This window comes from Paraburkholderia sp. RL18-101-BIB-B, from assembly GCF_046026985.1.
In the GTDB taxonomy this organism is placed as follows: domain Bacteria; phylum Pseudomonadota; class Gammaproteobacteria; order Burkholderiales; family Burkholderiaceae; genus Paraburkholderia.
Genome location: NZ_JARESV010000002.1, coordinates 257,679 through 275,363, shown reverse-complemented (window position 1 = coordinate 275,363; position 17,685 = coordinate 257,679). Strand labels below are relative to the sequence as shown.

16 protein-coding genes and 1 pseudogene are annotated in these 17,685 nt (G+C 63.2%); 7 read left to right on the top strand and 10 right to left on the bottom strand.

Translation table 11 applies throughout. The features are described 5' to 3' along the window. The first annotated feature begins 214 nt into the window (after window positions 1-214). From P0D73_RS04210 to P0D73_RS04200, 3 genes are read left to right on the top strand one after another with little or no spacing between them, the layout of a single operon-like run. A complete protein-coding gene (locus P0D73_RS04210; RefSeq protein ID WP_408430252.1) occupies window positions 215-1,477 on the top strand; it encodes a molybdopterin molybdotransferase MoeA in 1,263 nt (420 codons plus the stop codon). A 26-nt stretch (window positions 1,478-1,503) separates the two neighbouring features. Next, window positions 1,504-1,761, top strand: coding sequence for a molybdopterin converting factor subunit 1 (moaD, locus tag P0D73_RS04205; RefSeq protein ID WP_132374790.1), 258 nt, complete (start codon window positions 1,504-1,506; stop codon window positions 1,759-1,761). 42 nt (window positions 1,762-1,803) lie between these two features. Then, window positions 1,804-2,280: a molybdenum cofactor biosynthesis protein MoaE gene (locus P0D73_RS04200; RefSeq protein WP_408288133.1), complete on the top strand. Its 477-nt coding sequence runs from the start codon at window positions 1,804-1,806 to the stop codon at window positions 2,278-2,280. A 154-nt stretch (window positions 2,281-2,434) separates the two neighbouring features. Here P0D73_RS04200 and P0D73_RS04195 read toward each other — a convergent pair whose 3' ends face one another. Next, window positions 2,435-2,980 (bottom strand): group III truncated hemoglobin, encoded by a 546-nt coding sequence (locus P0D73_RS04195; protein WP_408429921.1) that lies wholly within the window; start codon window positions 2,978-2,980, stop codon window positions 2,435-2,437. A gap of 305 nt (window positions 2,981-3,285) precedes the next feature. On the opposite strand from P0D73_RS04195, the gene P0D73_RS04190 reads away from it, so the two are divergent. Both P0D73_RS04190 and clpB read left to right on the top strand, forming a co-directional pair. Then, window positions 3,286-3,786: an Rrf2 family transcriptional regulator gene (locus P0D73_RS04190; RefSeq protein ID WP_408175583.1), complete on the top strand. Its 501-nt coding sequence runs from the start codon at window positions 3,286-3,288 to the stop codon at window positions 3,784-3,786. Window positions 3,787-3,904: 118 nt separating this feature from the next. Continuing rightward, on the top strand, window positions 3,905-6,502 hold the full coding sequence (gene clpB, locus P0D73_RS04185) for an ATP-dependent chaperone ClpB (RefSeq protein WP_132374786.1): 2,598 nt from the start codon (window positions 3,905-3,907) through the stop codon (window positions 6,500-6,502). Window positions 6,503-6,653: 151 nt separating this feature from the next. Here the strand turns inward: clpB and P0D73_RS04180 are convergent. Beyond that, window positions 6,654-7,112, bottom strand: a pseudogene (locus P0D73_RS04180) (YidB family protein); the annotation flags it as partial. Window positions 7,113-7,298: 186 nt separating this feature from the next. After that, window positions 7,299-7,889 carry a ComEA family DNA-binding protein gene (locus tag P0D73_RS04175; RefSeq protein ID WP_408429919.1) on the bottom strand — a complete coding sequence of 197 codons (591 nt, stop codon included), beginning with the start codon at window positions 7,887-7,889 and terminating at the stop codon, window positions 7,299-7,301. A gap of 321 nt (window positions 7,890-8,210) precedes the next feature. On the opposite strand from P0D73_RS04175, the gene P0D73_RS04170 reads away from it, so the two are divergent. Both P0D73_RS04170 and P0D73_RS04165 read left to right on the top strand, forming a co-directional pair. Next, entirely contained in the window at window positions 8,211-8,648 is a 438-nt protein-coding gene (locus P0D73_RS04170; RefSeq protein WP_408429916.1) for a MerR family transcriptional regulator, read from the top strand. Window positions 8,649-8,656: 8 nt separating this feature from the next. Then, window positions 8,657-9,106, top strand: coding sequence for a carboxymuconolactone decarboxylase family protein (locus P0D73_RS04165; protein ID WP_408429913.1), 450 nt, complete (start codon window positions 8,657-8,659; stop codon window positions 9,104-9,106). 194 nt (window positions 9,107-9,300) lie between these two features. On the opposite strand, the gene P0D73_RS04160 is transcribed toward P0D73_RS04165, so the two are convergent. The 7 genes from P0D73_RS04160 to rho form a co-directional block, all read right to left on the bottom strand. Then, on the bottom strand, window positions 9,301-10,680 hold the full coding sequence (locus tag P0D73_RS04160) for an MATE family efflux transporter (RefSeq protein WP_408288118.1): 1,380 nt from the start codon (window positions 10,678-10,680) through the stop codon (window positions 9,301-9,303). A 2-nt stretch (window positions 10,681-10,682) separates the two neighbouring features. Beyond that, window positions 10,683-12,440 carry an ArnT family glycosyltransferase gene (locus tag P0D73_RS04155; protein WP_132374780.1) on the bottom strand — a complete coding sequence of 586 codons (1,758 nt, stop codon included), beginning with the start codon at window positions 12,438-12,440 and terminating at the stop codon, window positions 10,683-10,685. Window positions 12,441-12,733: 293 nt separating this feature from the next. Then, complete coding sequence (locus P0D73_RS04150) at window positions 12,734-13,000, bottom strand: type B 50S ribosomal protein L31 (RefSeq protein ID WP_064269917.1); 267 nt, start codon at window positions 12,998-13,000, stop codon at window positions 12,734-12,736. A gap of 238 nt (window positions 13,001-13,238) precedes the next feature. Then, window positions 13,239-14,072, bottom strand: coding sequence for a M90 family metallopeptidase (locus tag P0D73_RS04145; RefSeq protein ID WP_408429910.1), 834 nt, complete (start codon window positions 14,070-14,072; stop codon window positions 13,239-13,241). A 15-nt stretch (window positions 14,073-14,087) separates the two neighbouring features. Beyond that, a complete protein-coding gene (locus P0D73_RS04140; protein ID WP_408429908.1) occupies window positions 14,088-15,644 on the bottom strand; it encodes an MFS transporter in 1,557 nt (518 codons plus the stop codon). Next, on the bottom strand, window positions 15,641-16,177 hold the full coding sequence (locus P0D73_RS04135; RefSeq protein ID WP_408313217.1) for a MerR family transcriptional regulator: 537 nt from the start codon (window positions 16,175-16,177) through the stop codon (window positions 15,641-15,643). The genes P0D73_RS04140 and P0D73_RS04135 overlap by 4 nt, the downstream gene beginning before the upstream one ends. A 222-nt stretch (window positions 16,178-16,399) precedes the next feature. Further along, window positions 16,400-17,668: a transcription termination factor Rho gene (gene rho / locus P0D73_RS04130; RefSeq protein WP_006048863.1), complete on the bottom strand. Its 1,269-nt coding sequence runs from the start codon at window positions 17,666-17,668 to the stop codon at window positions 16,400-16,402. Window positions 17,669-17,685 lie beyond the last annotated feature (17 nt).

The window sequence follows — 17,685 nt, the reverse complement described above, 5'->3', positions numbered from 1 at the left end:
AGCGCGTTGTCCAGGGCTCACGCAGCCTGGCCGACATGCTCCAGGCGCCTCACGCAAAATGACGCTTGCCGCGAAGCCTCGCGGCAAGCGCTCAAGCTCCAAAAAACTCCCCTGATAACGCCCGCCGCCCAGGCTCTCTGCTTCGACCGCTACAATATTCTTTTAACCTGCGGCTTCGAGACCTGAGATGTCCACACCCACGCCCCGCGCGCCGATGCTCGCCACCGCCGAAGCCTTGGCGACCCTGCTCAGCGCAGCGAGCCCGATTGCCGGCACAGAATCGATCCCCACGCTGGAAGCGCTGAACCGCGTGCTCGCGGCCGACGTCACGTCGCCGCTCGACGTCCCGCCGATGAACACGAGTTCAATGGACGGCTACGCGATCCGCACGGCGGATCTGACGACGCAGGGCAACAGCCGCTTGCCGGTCTCGCAGCGCATTCCGGCCGGTCACGCGCCGGAGCCCCTGAAGCCCGGCACGGCGGCGCGCATCTTCACCGGCGCTACGGTGCCGCCCGGCGCCGACGCGATCGTGATGCAGGAGCAAACCGAAGCCGCCGGCGCGGAAGTCACCATCCTGCACAGTCCGCAACCGGGTGAATGGATTACGGCGCAGGGCGCGGATATCCGCAGCGGCTCGGTCATTCTTCCGGCGGGCACGCGGCTCACGCCGCAGGCGCTGGGACTCGCCGCCTCGGTCGGTTGCGCCGAACTGGTGGTGCGGCAGCGCGTCAAGGTCGCCGTGTTCTTCACCGGAGACGAGCTGACCATGCCCGGCGAGCCGCTGAAGCCGGGCGCGATCTACAACTCGAACCGTTTCACGCTGCGCGGCCTGCTGGAGAAGCTCGGCTGCGAAGTCACCGACTACGGCATCGTCGTGGACAAGCTCGACGCGACCCGCGCGACGCTGCGCGAAGCCGCCGAGGCGCATGACCTCATCCTGACTTGCGGCGGCGTGTCGGTGGGCGAGGAGGATCACGTGAAGCCGGCGGTGGAGGCAGAGGGCCGGCTTGCGATGTGGCAGATCGCGATGAAGCCGGGCAAGCCGCTCGCGTTCGGCGCGGTGCGCCGCGCGGCGCAGCGTGGTGAGGCGGCGGAGTCGGCATCCGCTTCGGCATTGGCCTCGGACTCGGCGGAAACCTTCTTTATCGGCTTGCCCGGCAATCCGGTGTCCAGCTTCGCCACTTTCCTGCTGTTCGTGCGGCCGTTCATCCTGAGCCTCGCCGGCGTGCAGACGGTCGCGCCGCGCGCACTGTCGCTGCGGGCGGATTTCACGCAGAGCAAGGCCGACCGCCGCAACGAATTCTTGCGCGCGCGCATCAACCCGGCCGGCGGCCTCGATCTGTTTCCTAATCAAAGTTCGGCCGTGCTGACGTCGACGGTCTGGGGCGACGGCCTGATCGACAATCCGCCGAATCACGCGATCAGCGCCGGCGAGACCGTGCGCTTCATTCCTTTTTCCGAATTGCTGAACTGAGGCCGGCCAGAGCCGGTGGCATCCCGATGAAGATTCAACTCCGATATTTTGCGAGCGTGCGTGAAGCGCTCGACCTGGCCGACGAAACCGTCGACCTGCCCGACGGCATCGCGACCGTCGGCGATGTGCGCGCGTGGCTGCGCGTGCGCGGCGGCATCTGGGCCGACACGCTGGCTGAAGGCCGCGCGCTGCGCATGGCCTGCAATCACGTGATGACCAGCGCCGGCACGCGCGTCACCGAAGGCTGCGAAGTCGCGTTTTTTCCGCCCGTCACTGGTGGCTGAGCCGCAACGCCGCCACGCCGCTTAACCGCATAGGAGTCACAGATGCCCGTTCGCGTCCAGACGGAAGACTTCGACCTCACCGCCGAGGTCGCCGCATTGCGCGCGCGCAATCCGAAGATCGGCGCCGTGGCGTGCTTCGTCGGCACCGTGCGCGATCTGAACGACGGCAGCACGGTCGAGACGATGGAACTCGAACACTATCCCGGCATGACGGAGAAGTCGCTGGAGGCGATCATCGTGAGCGCGCGGGAGCGCTGGCCAGGCATCGAGGTATCGATCGTGCATCGGGTCGGCAAGCTCTATCCGCTCGACCAGATCGTGCTGGTGGCGACGACGGCCATGCATCGCGGGGAAGCGTTCGCGTCGTGCGAATTCGTGATGGACTACCTGAAGACCCAGGCGCCGTTCTGGAAGAAAGAGAAGACCGAGGCCGGTGAGCATTGGGTTGATGCCCGCGTCACCGACGACGCGGCGCTCGCCCGCTGGGGCATTGAATCGGGCAATCGGACGGGGGAATAGACGCGGCGGGTTCGGGTTTGCAGGATTCTGCGGGCCAAACAAGCATCTTGCCGCCACTCACGACGGTCTGAAGCGCTCCCAAAACTGTAACCGTACGGGTGATGCTTTCCGGCCCGCCGGATGGGATAAAACGACCCTGAAGCCTGAAACCGGCTCATTCATCCCGCGCCCGGCCAATGATCCGCGCCGGAAACGGCTCGCCTGACGGACGCGCCGCGTGAGCCGCATCCTCACCGTCGCGCGGACGCCGTTTCGGCGCAACGCGCTCCAGCAGTGCCTGCTGTTCCTCCGGAATCTTGTAGTCCCAGCCGAAACGGCTCAATTGTAGACTCTGCGCGATCCGCAGCGCCGGTTCCATGAAGCGCACCGCCGCGGCAGGCTGATAACGCGATTCGACCGTATCCAGAAACAGATACAGCCAGCGGCTGAAGTGCTGCGGCTCGATTCCCTCGAGCGGCTGATGCGCCTGCTGCACGTTGCCGCGGTATTGCTTCGCGCCCAGCACGAGGCTGCCCCAGAACGTGCACATCTTGGGCAGATGATCGTCCCAGCGGCCCGCCAGCGTCGCGTCGAATACAGGGCCGAGCAGCGCATCGGCACGCACGCGGTCGTAAAAGCCGTAGACGAGATCGCGGATATTCGCCTCGGTGGGTTCGGCGGCGCGCTCGACGACCGGCGCGGCAGGGAAGGACGGGTTCATGCAAATTCCAAAAGAATGCGGCTATTCATCGCGCCTCGCAATAGGGCGCCGCGGAGCGTCAGGAATGGCCTCAAATCGAGGCCGAATGGAAGGAAGTAGGATGCGAACACCCCGCTTTTCGTAAGAATGCCCCAGGCAGGAAACGTTACCATTACTGCCGAATGACCCACCCCGCCTGTCTGCGCAGAACCGGAAAATATGCGTAGCGCCTGCATCTTAGGGCGAAGCGACGGCCCACGGCAACCCTTGCATCGACGCGGTTATCTCCCGGATCGCGGCTTGCGCTCATTGCGATACCTGCACTCATGAGACTGACCGACTATACGGATTACTCACTACGCGTCCTGCTCTACCTCGCCGTTCGCGGCAGCGGCTTGTCGACGATCCAGGACATTTCAGACGCGTACGGCATTTCCAAGAACCACTTGATGAAAGTCGTGCAGCAACTCGGCGAACTCGGCTGGGTCGAGACCGTGCGCGGTCGCAACGGTGGCCTGCGGCTCGCGGAACAGACGAACGCGCTGACGGTCGGCGAAATCGTGCGCGCGACGGAAAGCGACTTTGCGCTGGTCGGCTGTTTTCCGGATCAGCACGGTGAGCGCCGTGGTTGCGTGATTACCGCGCAGTGCCGTCTGCGAAACACGCTGGAGGCGGCGCGCAATGCCTTCCTCGCGGAACTCGACCGTCATACCATTGGAGAGGTGGCGCAGCCGCACGGCCCATTGGCCGCGCTACTCGGTTTGAGCAACGTGATTCCGATTACGCCGGTCGCATCGGCTGGCGGCGACTCTGCGTCGCTGGCCTGAATGCGCCAGGCATTTCTCTCGCGCCAAATGTTAAATAGTTGACGCTTGAGGCAAAAAAGCGCTTGAAACCTGGATAAAACGCCTCATTTTGGTGGTAATCGAAATTGGAGGTCGCTTGATGAGAATCGACAAACTCACCACTAAATTCCAGGAAGCGCTGGCGGATGCCCAGAGTCTGGCCGTCGGCCATGACAATCAATACATCGAACCGGTTCACGTCCTTTCGGCGCTCGTCGCCCAACACGACGGCTCGGCACGCTCGCTGCTCTCGCGTGCCGGCGTGCACGTGCAGGCGCTGCAAACGGCGCTCGGCGACGCCATGACGCGTCTGCCGCAAGTGCAGGGCACGGACGGCAACGTGCAGATCGGCCGCGAGCTGACCGGTCTGCTGAACCAGGCCGACAAGGAAGCACAAAAGCTCAACGACACGTTCATCGCGAGCGAGATGTTCCTGCTCGCGGTCGCGGACGACAAAGGCGAGGCCGGCCGTCTCGCGCGTCAGCACGGCTTGTCGCGCAAGTCGCTGGAAAGCGCGATCGCCGCGGTGCGCGGCGGCTCGCAAGTGCATAGCCAGGACGCCGAAAGCCAGCGTGAAGCGCTGAAGAAATACACCGTGGATCTGACCGAGCGCGCGCGGGCCGGCAAGCTCGATCCGGTGATCGGCCGCGACGATGAAATCCGTCGTTCGATTCAGATTCTGCAACGCCGCACCAAGAACAACCCGGTGCTGATCGGCGAACCGGGCGTGGGTAAGACCGCGATCGTCGAAGGTCTGGCGCAGCGTATCGTCAACGGCGAAGTGCCGGAAACGCTGAAGGGCAAGCGCGTGTTGTCGCTCGATATGGCGGCCTTGCTGGCCGGCGCCAAGTATCGCGGCGAGTTCGAGGAACGCCTGAAGGCCGTGCTGAGCGACATCGCGAAAGACGAAGGCCAGACCATCGTCTTCATCGACGAAATTCACACCATGGTCGGCGCGGGCAAGGCCGAAGGCGCGATGGACGCGGGCAATATGCTCAAGCCGGCGCTCTCGCGCGGCGAACTGCATTGCGTCGGCGCGACCACGCTCGACGAATATCGCAAGTACATCGAAAAGGATGCCGCGCTCGAGCGCCGCTTCCAGAAGGTGCTGGTCGACGAACCGACGGTGGAAGCGACCATCGCGATCCTGCGCGGTCTACAGGAAAAGTACGAGCTGCATCACGGCGTCGATATCACCGACCCGGCGATCGTGGCGGCGGCGGAACTGTCGCATCGCTACATCACGGATCGTTTCCTGCCGGACAAGGCCATCGACCTGATCGACGAAGCCGCTTCGAAGATCAAGATGGAAATCGACTCGAAGCCGGAAGAGATGGACCGGCTCGACCGTCGTTTGATCCAGTTGAAGATCGAACGCGAAGCCGTCAAGAAGGAAAAGGACGAAGCGTCGCAAAAGCGCCTGCAGTTGATCGAGGAAGAAATCGAGCGGCTGAATCGCGAATATTCGGACCTCGAAGAAATCTGGACTGCGGAAAAAGCGGCGGTGCAGGGCAGCGCGCAACTGAAGGAAGAGATCGAGAAAACGCGGGCGGAAATCACGCGTCTGCAACGTGAAGGCAAGCTGGAAAAGGTCGCCGAATTGCAGTACGGCAAGCTGCCTGGTCTCGAAGCGCAGTTGAAGGAAGTGACCAAGGCCGAGGCGAACGAGCAGAACAATCCGACGCGTCCGCGGCTCTTGCGCACGCAGGTCGGTGCGGAAGAAATTGCTGAAGTCGTGTCGCGTTCCACCGGTATTCCGGTGTCGCGCATGATGCAGGGCGAACGCGAAAAGCTGCTGCAGATCGAGGAGAAGCTGCACGCGCGCGTGGTCGGCCAGGACGAGGCGATCAGCGCGGTGGCCGATGCGATCCGCCGCTCGCGCGCGGGTCTGTCGGATCCGAACCGGCCGTACGGTTCGTTCCTGTTCCTCGGACCGACCGGCGTCGGCAAGACCGAGTTGTGCAAGGCGTTGGCGTCGTTCCTGTTCGATTCGGAAGATCATCTGATCCGTATCGACATGAGCGAATTCATGGAGAAGCACAGCGTCGCGCGGTTGATCGGTGCGCCGCCGGGATATGTCGGCTACGAAGAAGGCGGTTATCTGACGGAAGCCGTGCGTCGCAAGCCGTATAGCGTGATCCTGCTCGACGAGATCGAGAAGGCGCATCCGGACGTGTTCAACGTGCTGCTGCAAGTGCTCGACGACGGCCGCATGACCGATGGACAGGGCCGCACCGTGGACTTCAAGAACACGGTGATCGTGATGACGTCGAACCTCGGTTCGCAAGTGATCCAGTCGATGGTCGGCGAGCCGCAGGAAGCGGTGAAGGACGCGGTCTGGGAAGAAGTGAAGCTGCACTTCCGGCCCGAGTTTCTGAACCGGATCGACGACGTCGTGGTGTTCCATGCGCTCGACCGCTCGAATATCCAGTCGATCGCGCGGATCCAGTTGCAACGTCTGCACGAGCGGCTGGCCAAGCTCGACATGCAACTGGTGGTGTCGGATTCGGCGCTCGAGCATGTCGGCAAGGTCGGCTACGATCCGCTGTTCGGCGCGCGGCCGTTGAAGCGCGCGATCCAGCAGGAGATCGAGAACCCAGTCGCCAAGCTGATACTCGCCGGCAAGTTCGGTCCGAAGGACGTGATTCCGGTCGAACTGGAAGAAGGCAAGCTGGTGTTCGAACGCGTCGTGCATTAAGCGAAACGCGTTCTTCGAAGAAGGGAACGGCGGCGATCGAGCCGTTCCCGTCGACGTTAAAAAGCGGCAACGAGGGTGACTTCGTTGCCGCTTTTTTTTATGCCCGTTGATTGCGCAAGCGGGCACACGGCAGGCGAGGCCGCCCGCGTTGTTACGCGTTGCCTTTACCGAATAGCGCGGACAAGCCGCCGAGCGCGCCGAGTACGGTGGTGGCGTTCAGCTTGCCTTCGGCCGGCACTTCGCCTTCCGGCGTGGCCGCGTTGACGACGTGCGGCAGAATCTGCGACAGCAGGCCGGTGACCTGATCCGGCTGCACGCCGGCCTTCGCCGCGAGGTTGGTCACGGTCTCCGAGCCGAGCACGCTGTGCAGCGCGTCCGGCGCGATCGGCTGGTTCTCGCCGTTGCTGACCCACGAGGTCACGATGTCGCCGAGGCCTTTTTCCTTGAAACGGTCGATCAGGCCGTTCAGCCCGCCCGGCTGGCTATTGACGAATTCGAGTGCGGCCGAAACCAGGGCTTGCTGGCCACCGCCTTCGGGGGATTTGCCAACCAGGGAACCGAGTGTGTCGAGTAGGCTCATGACGGTCTCTCTTGAATGCCGACACGTGCTTGACGGGTCAGCGGGTGAAAACGCTGCGCGGTTGCGCGGCGCCGTGGAAGGAAGGCGGGCGGCGGCGCGGCGGCGCTGATGGTTCGTCGCGTGGGATCACGCGCGTATCACCTGGGCCTTTACGCTGCCGGCGCACAATCCTGTTTCGTACTCCGTTTCATTCTGTCCGGTCCTCGTTTCGTGCAGTCAGGCACCGCCCGAGGCCGCCGCAGCCGATGCGGCCTTGCTCTTCTTGGCTTTCTTCTTCGATGCTTTGGTATCCGAGGCATCAGCCGGCGCCGCCGCTGCCGCAGTAGCCGGCGCGGAAGCCGCTGCCGCCTCGGACGCCGCAGCCTTGCTCTTCTTCTTCGACTTCGACGCCTTCGCGCCGGAAGCATCCGCCGGGGCGGCTGGCGTCGTATTCGCAGCCGTGGTTGGCGCCGCCGTAGGCGCAGTAGCCGCGGGCGCTGCCTTGGTGCCGGCCGTGCTGCTCGGCTTCGCGACGGGCTTGGCGCCGCTCGGCGGCGTGGACGAGCCATTGATCGTCAGTCCGGCCGCTTCGAGATTGGTCACCGATTTGGCTCCGATGCCCTTGACGCGCGTGGCGAGATCATCGGCGTCTTTGAACGGGCCATTCTTGGTGCGTTCGTCGATGATCGCTTTCGCATGCACCGGGCCAATACCCTTAACCGATTCGAGCGCCGCCTGATCGGCGGAGTTCACTTCGACGGCCGCCGCAAATCCGGCCGACAGCGACAAAGCCAAAGCAACGCAAAGCATTAAAAGCTTCTTCAGCATGGCAAGCACTCCATTGAGGGCAAAAAAGTGAGCCGCAAAGGGACGACTCAAACGACTCGGGACGACGCATCCTGTCAGCATTCGCTGCGCTTAAGCATAGAACAAATTGCGCGCCCTTATTTGCGAACGCGGACGATTTATACCGATCGATTCATGACAAGTAAATCAGTGTGAACAAGATTTAAACCTTTTGCCTCGTTATTAGGCTCTTATGAGTTTATCGATCAAACCCCCACGCCATAAAAAAATGACCGTGGAGACAAATGACAGCACGACGCGCTTGACTTAGAGTGCACTCGAAGTCCTAACCTGAGTTCCGTCATGTCGAATATCTCGAAAGCACTCACCATCGGGCAGGTCGCTGAAACGATCGGCGTTTCGACGCATACGCTGCGCTACTACGAACAGGCCGGGCTGATTCGCGCCGTCGGCCGCACGCAGGCGGGGCATCGGCTGTATTCGCCGGCCGATCTCGACTGGCTGCAGTTCGTGATGCGCCTGAAGGCGACCGGTATGCCGATCGCCGGCATGCAGGCGTTCGCGGCGTTGCGCGCGCAAGGTCAGCCGACGGTGGGCGCGCGCCGCGACATGCTGGTGGCGCATCGGGATGCGGTTTTGGCGCGAATCGCCGAGTTGCAGATCAACCTCGGCGCGATCGTCGACAAGATCGCGTACTACGAAGCGGCCGGGCGCGCACCGGCCGCCGATCGTTCGACACGACAGACCGACGAAACCCAGGCGCATTCACATTCGGAATAGGACTCACCATGGACCACCCACACAACGACCGCTACACCCGAGGCTGGGACAAACTGAAGCAGATCGACGGCTCGGCCGGCGAGCAGGTGATCGCCGCGCTCGCGCCGATCGCGCCGGATTTTGGCCGTCTGCTGATCGAATTCGGCTTCGGCGACATTTACAGCCGGCCGCAACTCGATCTGCGCGCCCGTGAAATCGCCACGATTGCCTCGTTGGCCACGCTCGGCTGCGCGCAGCCGCAGCTGAAGGTGCATATCGAGGCGGCGTTGAACGTCGGCTGCACGCGCGAGGAAATCGTCGAGGTGTTCATGCAGATGGCGCTTTATGCGGGATTTCCGGCGGCGCTGAATGCGCTGTTTGCCGCACGCGAGATTTTCGAGCGCCATGATCAGGCATTGAATGACGCGCAATCGGCGAGCGCCGCGCAGGTGCGGGAGAAGGAAACCCACGCGGGTTGAGATCCGCGAGGCAAGGGCGACAGCAAGGGTAGGGCGAGCGGCTGCTTGGATCAGCCGCTTTTTATTGAGCCTGCAACGCAACTAACGGTCTATTATTGGCAGCCACTACGACAGAGCGTATGTGGGCAGGAACCAAACAGCGGCTTATCAGGAAGAAAGCCCGGCCATTCTGCAGCCTACGACAGACAACCCCGTCAAGTCGCCGAATCCGCCCGAAGCGCCGCCTCGGCATGCGAATGCCGCTTGCTCACCACACGCCAATACATCAGCAAGCCGATGCCCGCAATCGCGAGACTCGCGGTATTCGCCACCCAGAAACCGCGCGCGCCGGTCAGCCATTCCGGCGTGACGCCGGTCACGTTGAAGCCGAGCACATAGCCGCCGCCGAGCCCGACGCCCCACAGCGCCACCGCGTAGATCACGGTCGGCACGACCGCCACCTTGTAGGCGCGCAGCACGAACGCGGTGGTGATCTGCAATGCATCGAACAGGTGGTAGCACACGACGATCAACACCAGCGGCAACGCCGCCGCCACGACCTGCGCATTCGGCGTATAGCCTTCGATGATGTAGGGCCGCAGCACCAGCACGATCGCGCCGTAACAGCAGGCGATCGCCATGGCCATCATGATGCCGTGACGCGACAGCGTGCGCGCCGCTTCCGGACGATGCGCGCCGAGCGCCTGCGCGACCAGCGTCGACGAAGCGATGCCGATCGACAGCGGCGTCATGTACAGCACCGCGCCGATATTGCCGGCGATCTGGTGGCCGGCCAGCGTCGTCGTGCCGAAGCGCGCAATGAAGAGCGCCATGAACGTGTAGGAGGTCACTTCGATCAGATACGACAGGCCCATCGGAATGCCCAGCCGCAATTGCGCCGCCTGGCGTCGCCAGACCGGCCAGCAGAACTGCGCGAAGATCGCGAACGGCGTGAATACGTCGACGCGCGTCAGCAGCAGCATGCCGAGTGCGGCCAGCGCCCAGTTGATCATGGTGCTGGCGAGCGCGCAGCCCGGCCCACCGAGCGCCGGCACGCCGAACCCGCCGAAGACGAACCACGTATTGAGCGGCACCTTCAGCAGCAGCGCGCCGATCTGCAGGATCATCACAAGCCGCGGCTTGCCGACCGCATTGGTGATCGAACTGTAGACGCGAAAAGCGAGGCCGGCCGGCAAGCCGAAGGCCAGAATCCGCAGATACGCGACAGTGCGCTCGTGCAGCGCCTCGGGCACGCGCGCCAGCTGCAGCACGGGGCCCGGAAAAAACAGAATCAGGAAGCCGATCACGGTCAGCGCCGCCGCGAGCCACAAGGCCTGGCGAACTTCCTCGCCGATCTCGGCATAGCGGCGCGCGCCGTAGAGTTGCGCGGTAATCGGTTGCAGCGCGGTCAGAATGCCGGTCAGGCCGATATACACGGAGATATAGATCGACGAGCCGAGGCCGAGCGCGGCCAGGTCGACTGCCGAGTAGCGGCCGACCATCGCCGTATCGATCACGCCAAACGCGATGATCGCCAGTTGGCCGATCAACACCGGCCACGCGAGGCCGGCGATTTTCCGTACGTCGGCGAGCATGCTCAGTCGGACTTCTTGTGCCAGTTGCGGCGTTTGACGACTGGCGGCTTCGGACGGTCGATGCGCACGTACAGACGGAAGCGTTCGTCACGGTCGGCCACGCGGCGGCCTTCCCACACCAGCTTCCAGACGAAGTCGGACATTGCGCTCGGTTCGCCGTAATCCTGCGTGTCCTGACGCAGGATCACATCGCAGTCCTGGTCGAAGGAGAAGTGCATGTCGCCGAAATAGGCGAAGGTCGCGATCTGCGCATTGCCGAGGCGCACCGGTGAAATGCAGGTGTAGTCGTCCGGCAGATGGGCGGATATCTGTTCAGCGACGTCCTTATAGGTCCGGCTGTAGTTGACGACCGGCAGCCATAGCGTCATGAGCAGCACCCACATCAAGGTGGTGCCGGCGCTCGAAAGCACCACGCTGCGCCACAAGACTTTCGGATGGCGCGCGAGACGCCACCGCACCAGCACGAACCAGCAGATCGTCACGGCGACCGCGCACACGAACGACAGGATCTTGAACTGCGGCGCGAAGCCCGGCGCGAGACGCGCGAGGTTGCGCGCGAGCGGATGCGGGAAGCCGGTCAGCCCCGCGATATAGACCAGCCAGACGAAGCTGCCGAGAATCGTGAAGCTCAGGAGCGCGAACCAGTCGATCGCGTTGATCGCGCCGCGCTTGAGCGTGGGCAGCGCGAAAGCGGCCAGCACCGCGAGCGGCGGCAGCAGCAGCATGTAAAGCCGGTTCGACTGATGGCTCTGCAGCACGACCAGCACGAACAGCGGCCCGATTACCGAAAGCGGAATGGCGACGTGCGGCGCGCGCCGCAGGCCCGACCAGCTGAACCATGCCCAGAGTGCCAGCGGCCACGCCGGCCAGGTGAAGAGCGGCAGATTTTTCAGCGCATAGCCGGCGACCGAGCCGGGCGGCCCGGCGAACGAACTCAAGCTGACGTGCACCCACTGATTGAGGTACCAGACGGCGTCGTTGGGGAAGGCGGCGAGCGCGGCGATCGGCCACGCCACGGACAGCGCGAGCGCCACCGGCAGACCCGCCAGCAGGAGCCAGCGCGAGCGCGTCTCGCGCACAATCAGGGTCATCGCTAGCGTGCCGAGCAGCAGTGCGCCGACCAGCACCGGGCTGCTGGCCAGGGTAACGAGCGCGATGGCGAGTCCCCAGATCAGCGCGCCCTGAATCGGCTTGTCGATCATGCGCACGAGCCCGTACACGAGCATCGCGATGCCGAAGAACTGCGCGAGCTGCGGCGTGGTTTCGTGGCCGCGCTCGGCGAGGCCGAAACAGGCGAGCAGGATCAACAGCGCGCCGTCGGCGAGCGTGCGGCCGTAGTCGCGTGGTTCAGGCTCGCCGCCGAACGCGTACTTGAACGGCTGGACTTCGGCGCGGCGGCCGAGCAGGTAGGCGGCGTACCAGACGAACGCGCAGCCCGCGCAGAACATCAGGCCGGTGAAGACACGCGAGGCATTGCTCGCATCGACCCATGGCGCGAGCAGGCGGATCGCGCTGGCGCCGAACCAGTAGCCGAGCGGACCGTCTTCAGTGAGGTATTTGCCGACCAGATTCGGCAGCAGCCAGTCGTGCGCGCCGCCGTTCGCCATGGTCCACATGACGCCGAAGCCGGCTGCATCCTCGTTCTTCCACGGATCGCGGCCGAACAGTCCGAACGATGCGTAGACGATACAGATGGTCAGCAACAGCCAGCGCGGCAACGCACTGGTCGCTGAGGCAGTGAGGCGAACGACAGGTCTCATGCGGTGTGTGGATATCGGATAAGCGGTGCAGCCGGGACCGGACGGCATGTCCGGCTGGAATGGCCAATTTGGAGCATCCGGCATTGTAGTCGTGCCGTGCGATGCGCGTCACGGCCGGTAACGGCTCGCAACGTCGTTGGGAAAGCTGTAACACGGGTTCGGCGCTGCGCCGCGCGCGAGCGTTTGACCCTCGGGCATTGGCGATGAATCAGCCAGGCGACAAAAAAGGGCAGCTCGCGCTGCCCTTTTTGCTCCTGCTTCGCTGCCGGCCAAAGCCGGCGACGAGCCAGGTATTACTTCGCTGCTGCCTTGCCGGTAGCGCGCGAGCCGAACTTGTTGCGGAACTTCTCGACGCGGCCTGCCGTGTCCATGATCTTTTGCTGGCCGGTGTAGAACGGATGCGATTCCGACGACACTTCGATCTTGGCGAGCGGGTAGGTCTTGCCGTTGAATTCGGCGGTTTCACGCGTCTGGATGGTCGAGCGCGTCACAAACTTGAAGTCGTTCGACACGTCGATGAACAGAACTTCGCGGTAATCCGGGTGAATGCCTTCTTTCATGGTCTTTCCTTTAATCTGGCGGTAGCCAACCCGCGTGCGACCGTATTTGAACGGACCGCATCTAGGCGCGAGCCACTTGCCTATGGTCGAAAAACGGCGATTATGCCAGAAAATCAGTCGCTTGACGACTTTTGCGCCGGCTTTTTGCTAACGGTGCATGCCGTTTTCACGGCTGTTTTGCAGGGTCGCGGCGCGTGTGCGCACCGGGCGGCGGCCGTTGCCTGGCGGGCGTTGCGCGTCAGGCGGCAGTGAATGTCATGCCGACCCGCGCCGGATCCTGCCTGTAATAGCGTGCGAGCAACCGGTAAAGCTCCGGATACTCGGCTTCGAACGCCTGCGGTTGGACGAACAGCGCCTCGCTGCAAACGGCAAAAAATTCCGATGGATGATCCGCCGCGTACGGATCGATCAGCGAGTCGCGCTCGAAGCGCGCCCAGCGGCGCTCGGGCACCGCGTCGACTTTCGCGCAGAAGTGGTCGTAAGCGTGGTCGAACACGTCGGCCCACGCTTGGGAATCGAGCGGCGCGTGCCAGCGGCGAATGAGTGGCGGGTGGCCGTCCGCCTCACCGTTCAGCATGTCGATCTTGTGCGCGAATTCGTGAATGACGACGTTATAGGCGTCCGAGCCGTCCGTCATCTGCGCGTCTTCCCACGACAGCACCACGGGCCCGCCTTCCCATGCTTCGCCGCTCGCGTCCTGTTCGACTTCGTGCACCACGCCGTCTTCGTCCTCGACGGTTTTGCGGATCACGAACTCGCCCGGATAGACGATCACGCCGACCCAGCCGCGATACAGATCGAGGCTCAGGTTCAGCACCGGCAGACACGCTTGTGCCGCGATCGCCACGGTCATCGCGTCGGTCAGCTCAAGCTCGTGCGCGGTCGAAAATTCCTTCTGCGCGAGGAACAGGCTCGTCAGTTCGCGCAAGCGCACGAGTTCCGGCGCATCGAGATGCGCGAGGAACGGCAGGCCGTCGAACGTGGCCTGCCAGAGCGAATCGTCGATCGCGTAGTCGCGCAGCGCGCGCTCGCGCCGGCGTGTGCCGAACCATTGAGTCAGTTTCGAGAGCATGGCCTGAAGCAACCCTTAGTCGATCTGTTTTTGCCACGCGGCAAATAGGCCGCCGCATATCGCTACGCCGATCAGGAAGTAGAAGCCGTCCAGCGAGGCCAGAAAACTGGCCTGTTGCGCGACCGCGCGGCTGATTTCCACGATCGCCAGCGAGTGCGCCTCGGACGGCGAGCGGCCGGCGACGGCAAAGCCATTCGTCAGCGCGGCGAGCGAGTTCTGGAACAAAGGATTGTACGGATTCACGAACTCCGCGAGGCGAGTTTCGTGCAGCGCCTGCCGATGCTGCTCGACGATGATCACGGAGGCCGTCGCGAACGACATGGTCAGTTGCCGTACGATGTTTTTCAGCCGGTAGCCGTGCGTGAATTCTTCGATGGCGAAAATTCTGAATGTCAGATTGGCGACCGGCAGCACGATGAACAGCAACAACAGGCCGCGCAACAGCAGCGGCAGCAGCAACGCCGCTTCGCCGACGCCGGGCGACATGCGCGTCATCCACGCCGCCGCGAACGCGGCCACCGCGAAGCCGGGCACGATGATCCACTTCTTGCGCGGCAGCAGCTTCGCATAACGGAAATAGACGAACAGGGCACTCGCCGAAATCAGCGACGTCACGCCGACCAGTTGCCCGGTGTTTTCGACCGGATAGCCGAGTCCACTCTCGAGAAAGCGCGAGATCAGATAGCTGAACACGGTCGAGATGTAGTAGTAGAACATGTAGAGCACGAGCCCGACCTGGAAGACCTTCTCTCGCAACGCATTGAGGCGCACGAGCGGCGCGGGATGATGCCACTGGTGATAGGCGAACCAGCCTAGCGCGACGATCCCGGCGACGCTCAGCAGAATCAGTCCGGGCGACGCGCTGAACAACTGGAAGCGCACCTGCTGCATCACGATTTGCAGCGCGCCTTGTGCGAACGCGAAGATAATGTACGGCCAGAAATGGGCGGCGCCCCGTTCCTCTGGCAGGCGGTTGCCGGAGTCGGGCAGCGCGAGCAAGGCCAGCACGGCGAACAGCACGCCCACGGGCGCCGTGCACGCGAACAGCGCGCGCCAGTCGAAATGCCCGACCAGTTGGCCGCCGATCAGCGGCGCGAGCGCGCTGCTCAGGACGATCAGCACGAGAAACGCACGGGTGGCCGCGGGCCGCTGCTGCGGTTTGAAACTCATCTGAATCAGGATGCGGCAGGTGCCCATCATCGGCCCGATGATGTAGCCTTGGAAGCCACGCGCGAACGCCAGTTCGATCGACGATTCGCACATCGCCGCGGCCATCGCACCGGCAGCATAGAGCAGCATGCAGCCGGCCACGTAGCGCCGGTAACCGAAGCGTTCGACCCACCATTGCTGCTGCATGATGCCGAGCACCGCCGCGACTGCATAGGCGCTCGACGCCCACACCAGTTCATCGGGCGACGCGTTGATGCCGCCGGCGATATAGCTGGTGAAAAACGAGAAGATCGAGTTGTCGAAATAATCGAGGCCGGTGACGACGGCCAGCACCCAGGGGAAGAAATCGCCGCGCAGTTTTTCGACGCTGAACAACCGTACGCGGGATGACGTCGTGCTCATGAAGATTCGCCCGGCGTGGGGTCGTCAGATTCTTTTGCCTGCTTTGCGGGTGGCGCATTGCCCGCTTTGGCGCGCGCGCTGCGGCGCTGTTCGAGCAGCGCCTCTGCGTTCTCGCCAGCGAGGCGCCGCTTGAGATAGTCGAGGTCGGGGCTCAGTTCGGCGCGCAGCTTCTGCGCTTCCTTCAGTTCGCGGCGCATGCTTTCGATGCGCGCGTCGAGTGCTGCGACCTGTTGCTCGATGGCGTCGTGAATCTGCTGCAGCGATTCGGTCGAGTAGCGGTGGCCGCCGTCGACGGCCTCCAGCGGACGCTTGAGCATTTCGGTGACGCTGTGCAGCGAGAAGCCGAGCGAGCGCAAACGCAGAATGCGGCCGAAGCGCTTCAGATCATCCTCGTCGTAAAGCCGGTAGCGGCCTTCGCTGCGCGTGGGCGAAACGAGGCCGCGTTCCTCGTAGTACTTCAGGGTGCGCGCGGTGACGCCGAGACGTTCGGCGGCGTCGCGTACCGTCAGCAGAGTGGGTGAGTCCTTGGACATAGGCGTGTGACAGATATGACGGATTGGTTGCATTGTACTTCAACGTGTACGTTCACGTACATGTTGCTGCGCTAGACGACGTCGACGTTGGGAAGCTGACATGGTTTGCGCGCGACGCGGAGACGACAAAAAGGCGGACGAAAAAAACCGCTCGTTTGCGACGAGCGGCTTTTCTATGCGATGCGGATGAAACGGCTAGTGCGGCAATATCGGCCCAAGGCCTTAGCTGCCACCGCCACGACGCATCATGTCGAAGAACTCGGAGTTGCTCTTCGTCTGACGGATCTTGTCGAGCAGGAATTCCATCGACTCGACTTCGTCCATGTCGTGAATGAACTTGCGCAGCACCCAGATCTTTTGCAGCACTTCGGGCTTGATCAGCAGTTCTTCGCGGCGCGTGCCTGACTTGTTCAGGTTGATCGACGGGTAGACGCGCTTTTCAGCAAGACGGCGCTCGAGGTGCACTTCCATGTTGCCGGTGCCCTTGAATTCTTCGTAGATCACGTCGTCCATGCGGCTGCCGGTTTCGATCAGCGCCGTGCCGATGATAGTCAGCGAACCGCCTTCCTCGATATTGCGCGCCGCGCCGAAGAAGCGCTTCGGACGTTGCAGCGCGTTGGCGTCGACACCACCCGTCAGCACCTTGCCCGAGGCCGGCACGACGGTGTTGTACGCACGCGCGAGACGCGTGATCGAGTCGAGCAGAATCACCACGTCGTTCTTCATTTCGACGAGGCGCTTAGCCTTCTCGATCACCATTTCGGCGACCTGCACGTGACGCGCGGCCGGTTCGTCGAACGTGGAGGCGATCACTTCGCCCGCCACCGAACGCTGCATTTCGGTCACTTCTTCCGGGCGTTCGTCGATCAGCAGCACGAACAGCACGACATCCGGATGGTTCTGCTTGATCGCGTGAGCGATGTGCTGAAGCATCACGGTCTTGCCGGACTTCGGCGACGCCACCAGCAGGCCGCGTTGCCCTTTGCCGATCGGCGCGATCATGTCGATGATGCGGCCCGTGACGTTTTCTTCGCCACGCATTTCACGTTCGAGCAGCAGCACCTTGTTCGGGTGCAGCGGCGTCAGGTTTTCGAACATGATCTTGTGCTTCGAGGCTTCCGGCGGCTGGCCGTTGACCTTGTCCACCTTCACCAGCGCGAAATAGCGTTCGCCGTCTTTGGGCGTGCGCACTTCGCCTTCGATCGTGTCGCCCGTATGCAGGTTGAAGCGGCGGATTTGCGACGGGCTGATGTAAATATCATCCGTGCTGGCGAGGTACGAGGTTTCCGGCGAGCGCAGGAAGCCGAAGCCGTCCGGCAGCACTTCAAGCGTGCCGTCGCCGAAGATCGTGTCGCCCGTTTTGGCTCGTTTTTTTAGAATGGCAAACATCAATTCCTGCTTGCGCAGGCGGTTCGCACTTTCGATCTCGAGGCCATTGGCCATCTCGATCAATTCGGACACGTGCAGAGTCTTAAGCTCGGATAAATGCATACGGAGAACCCGCAGGA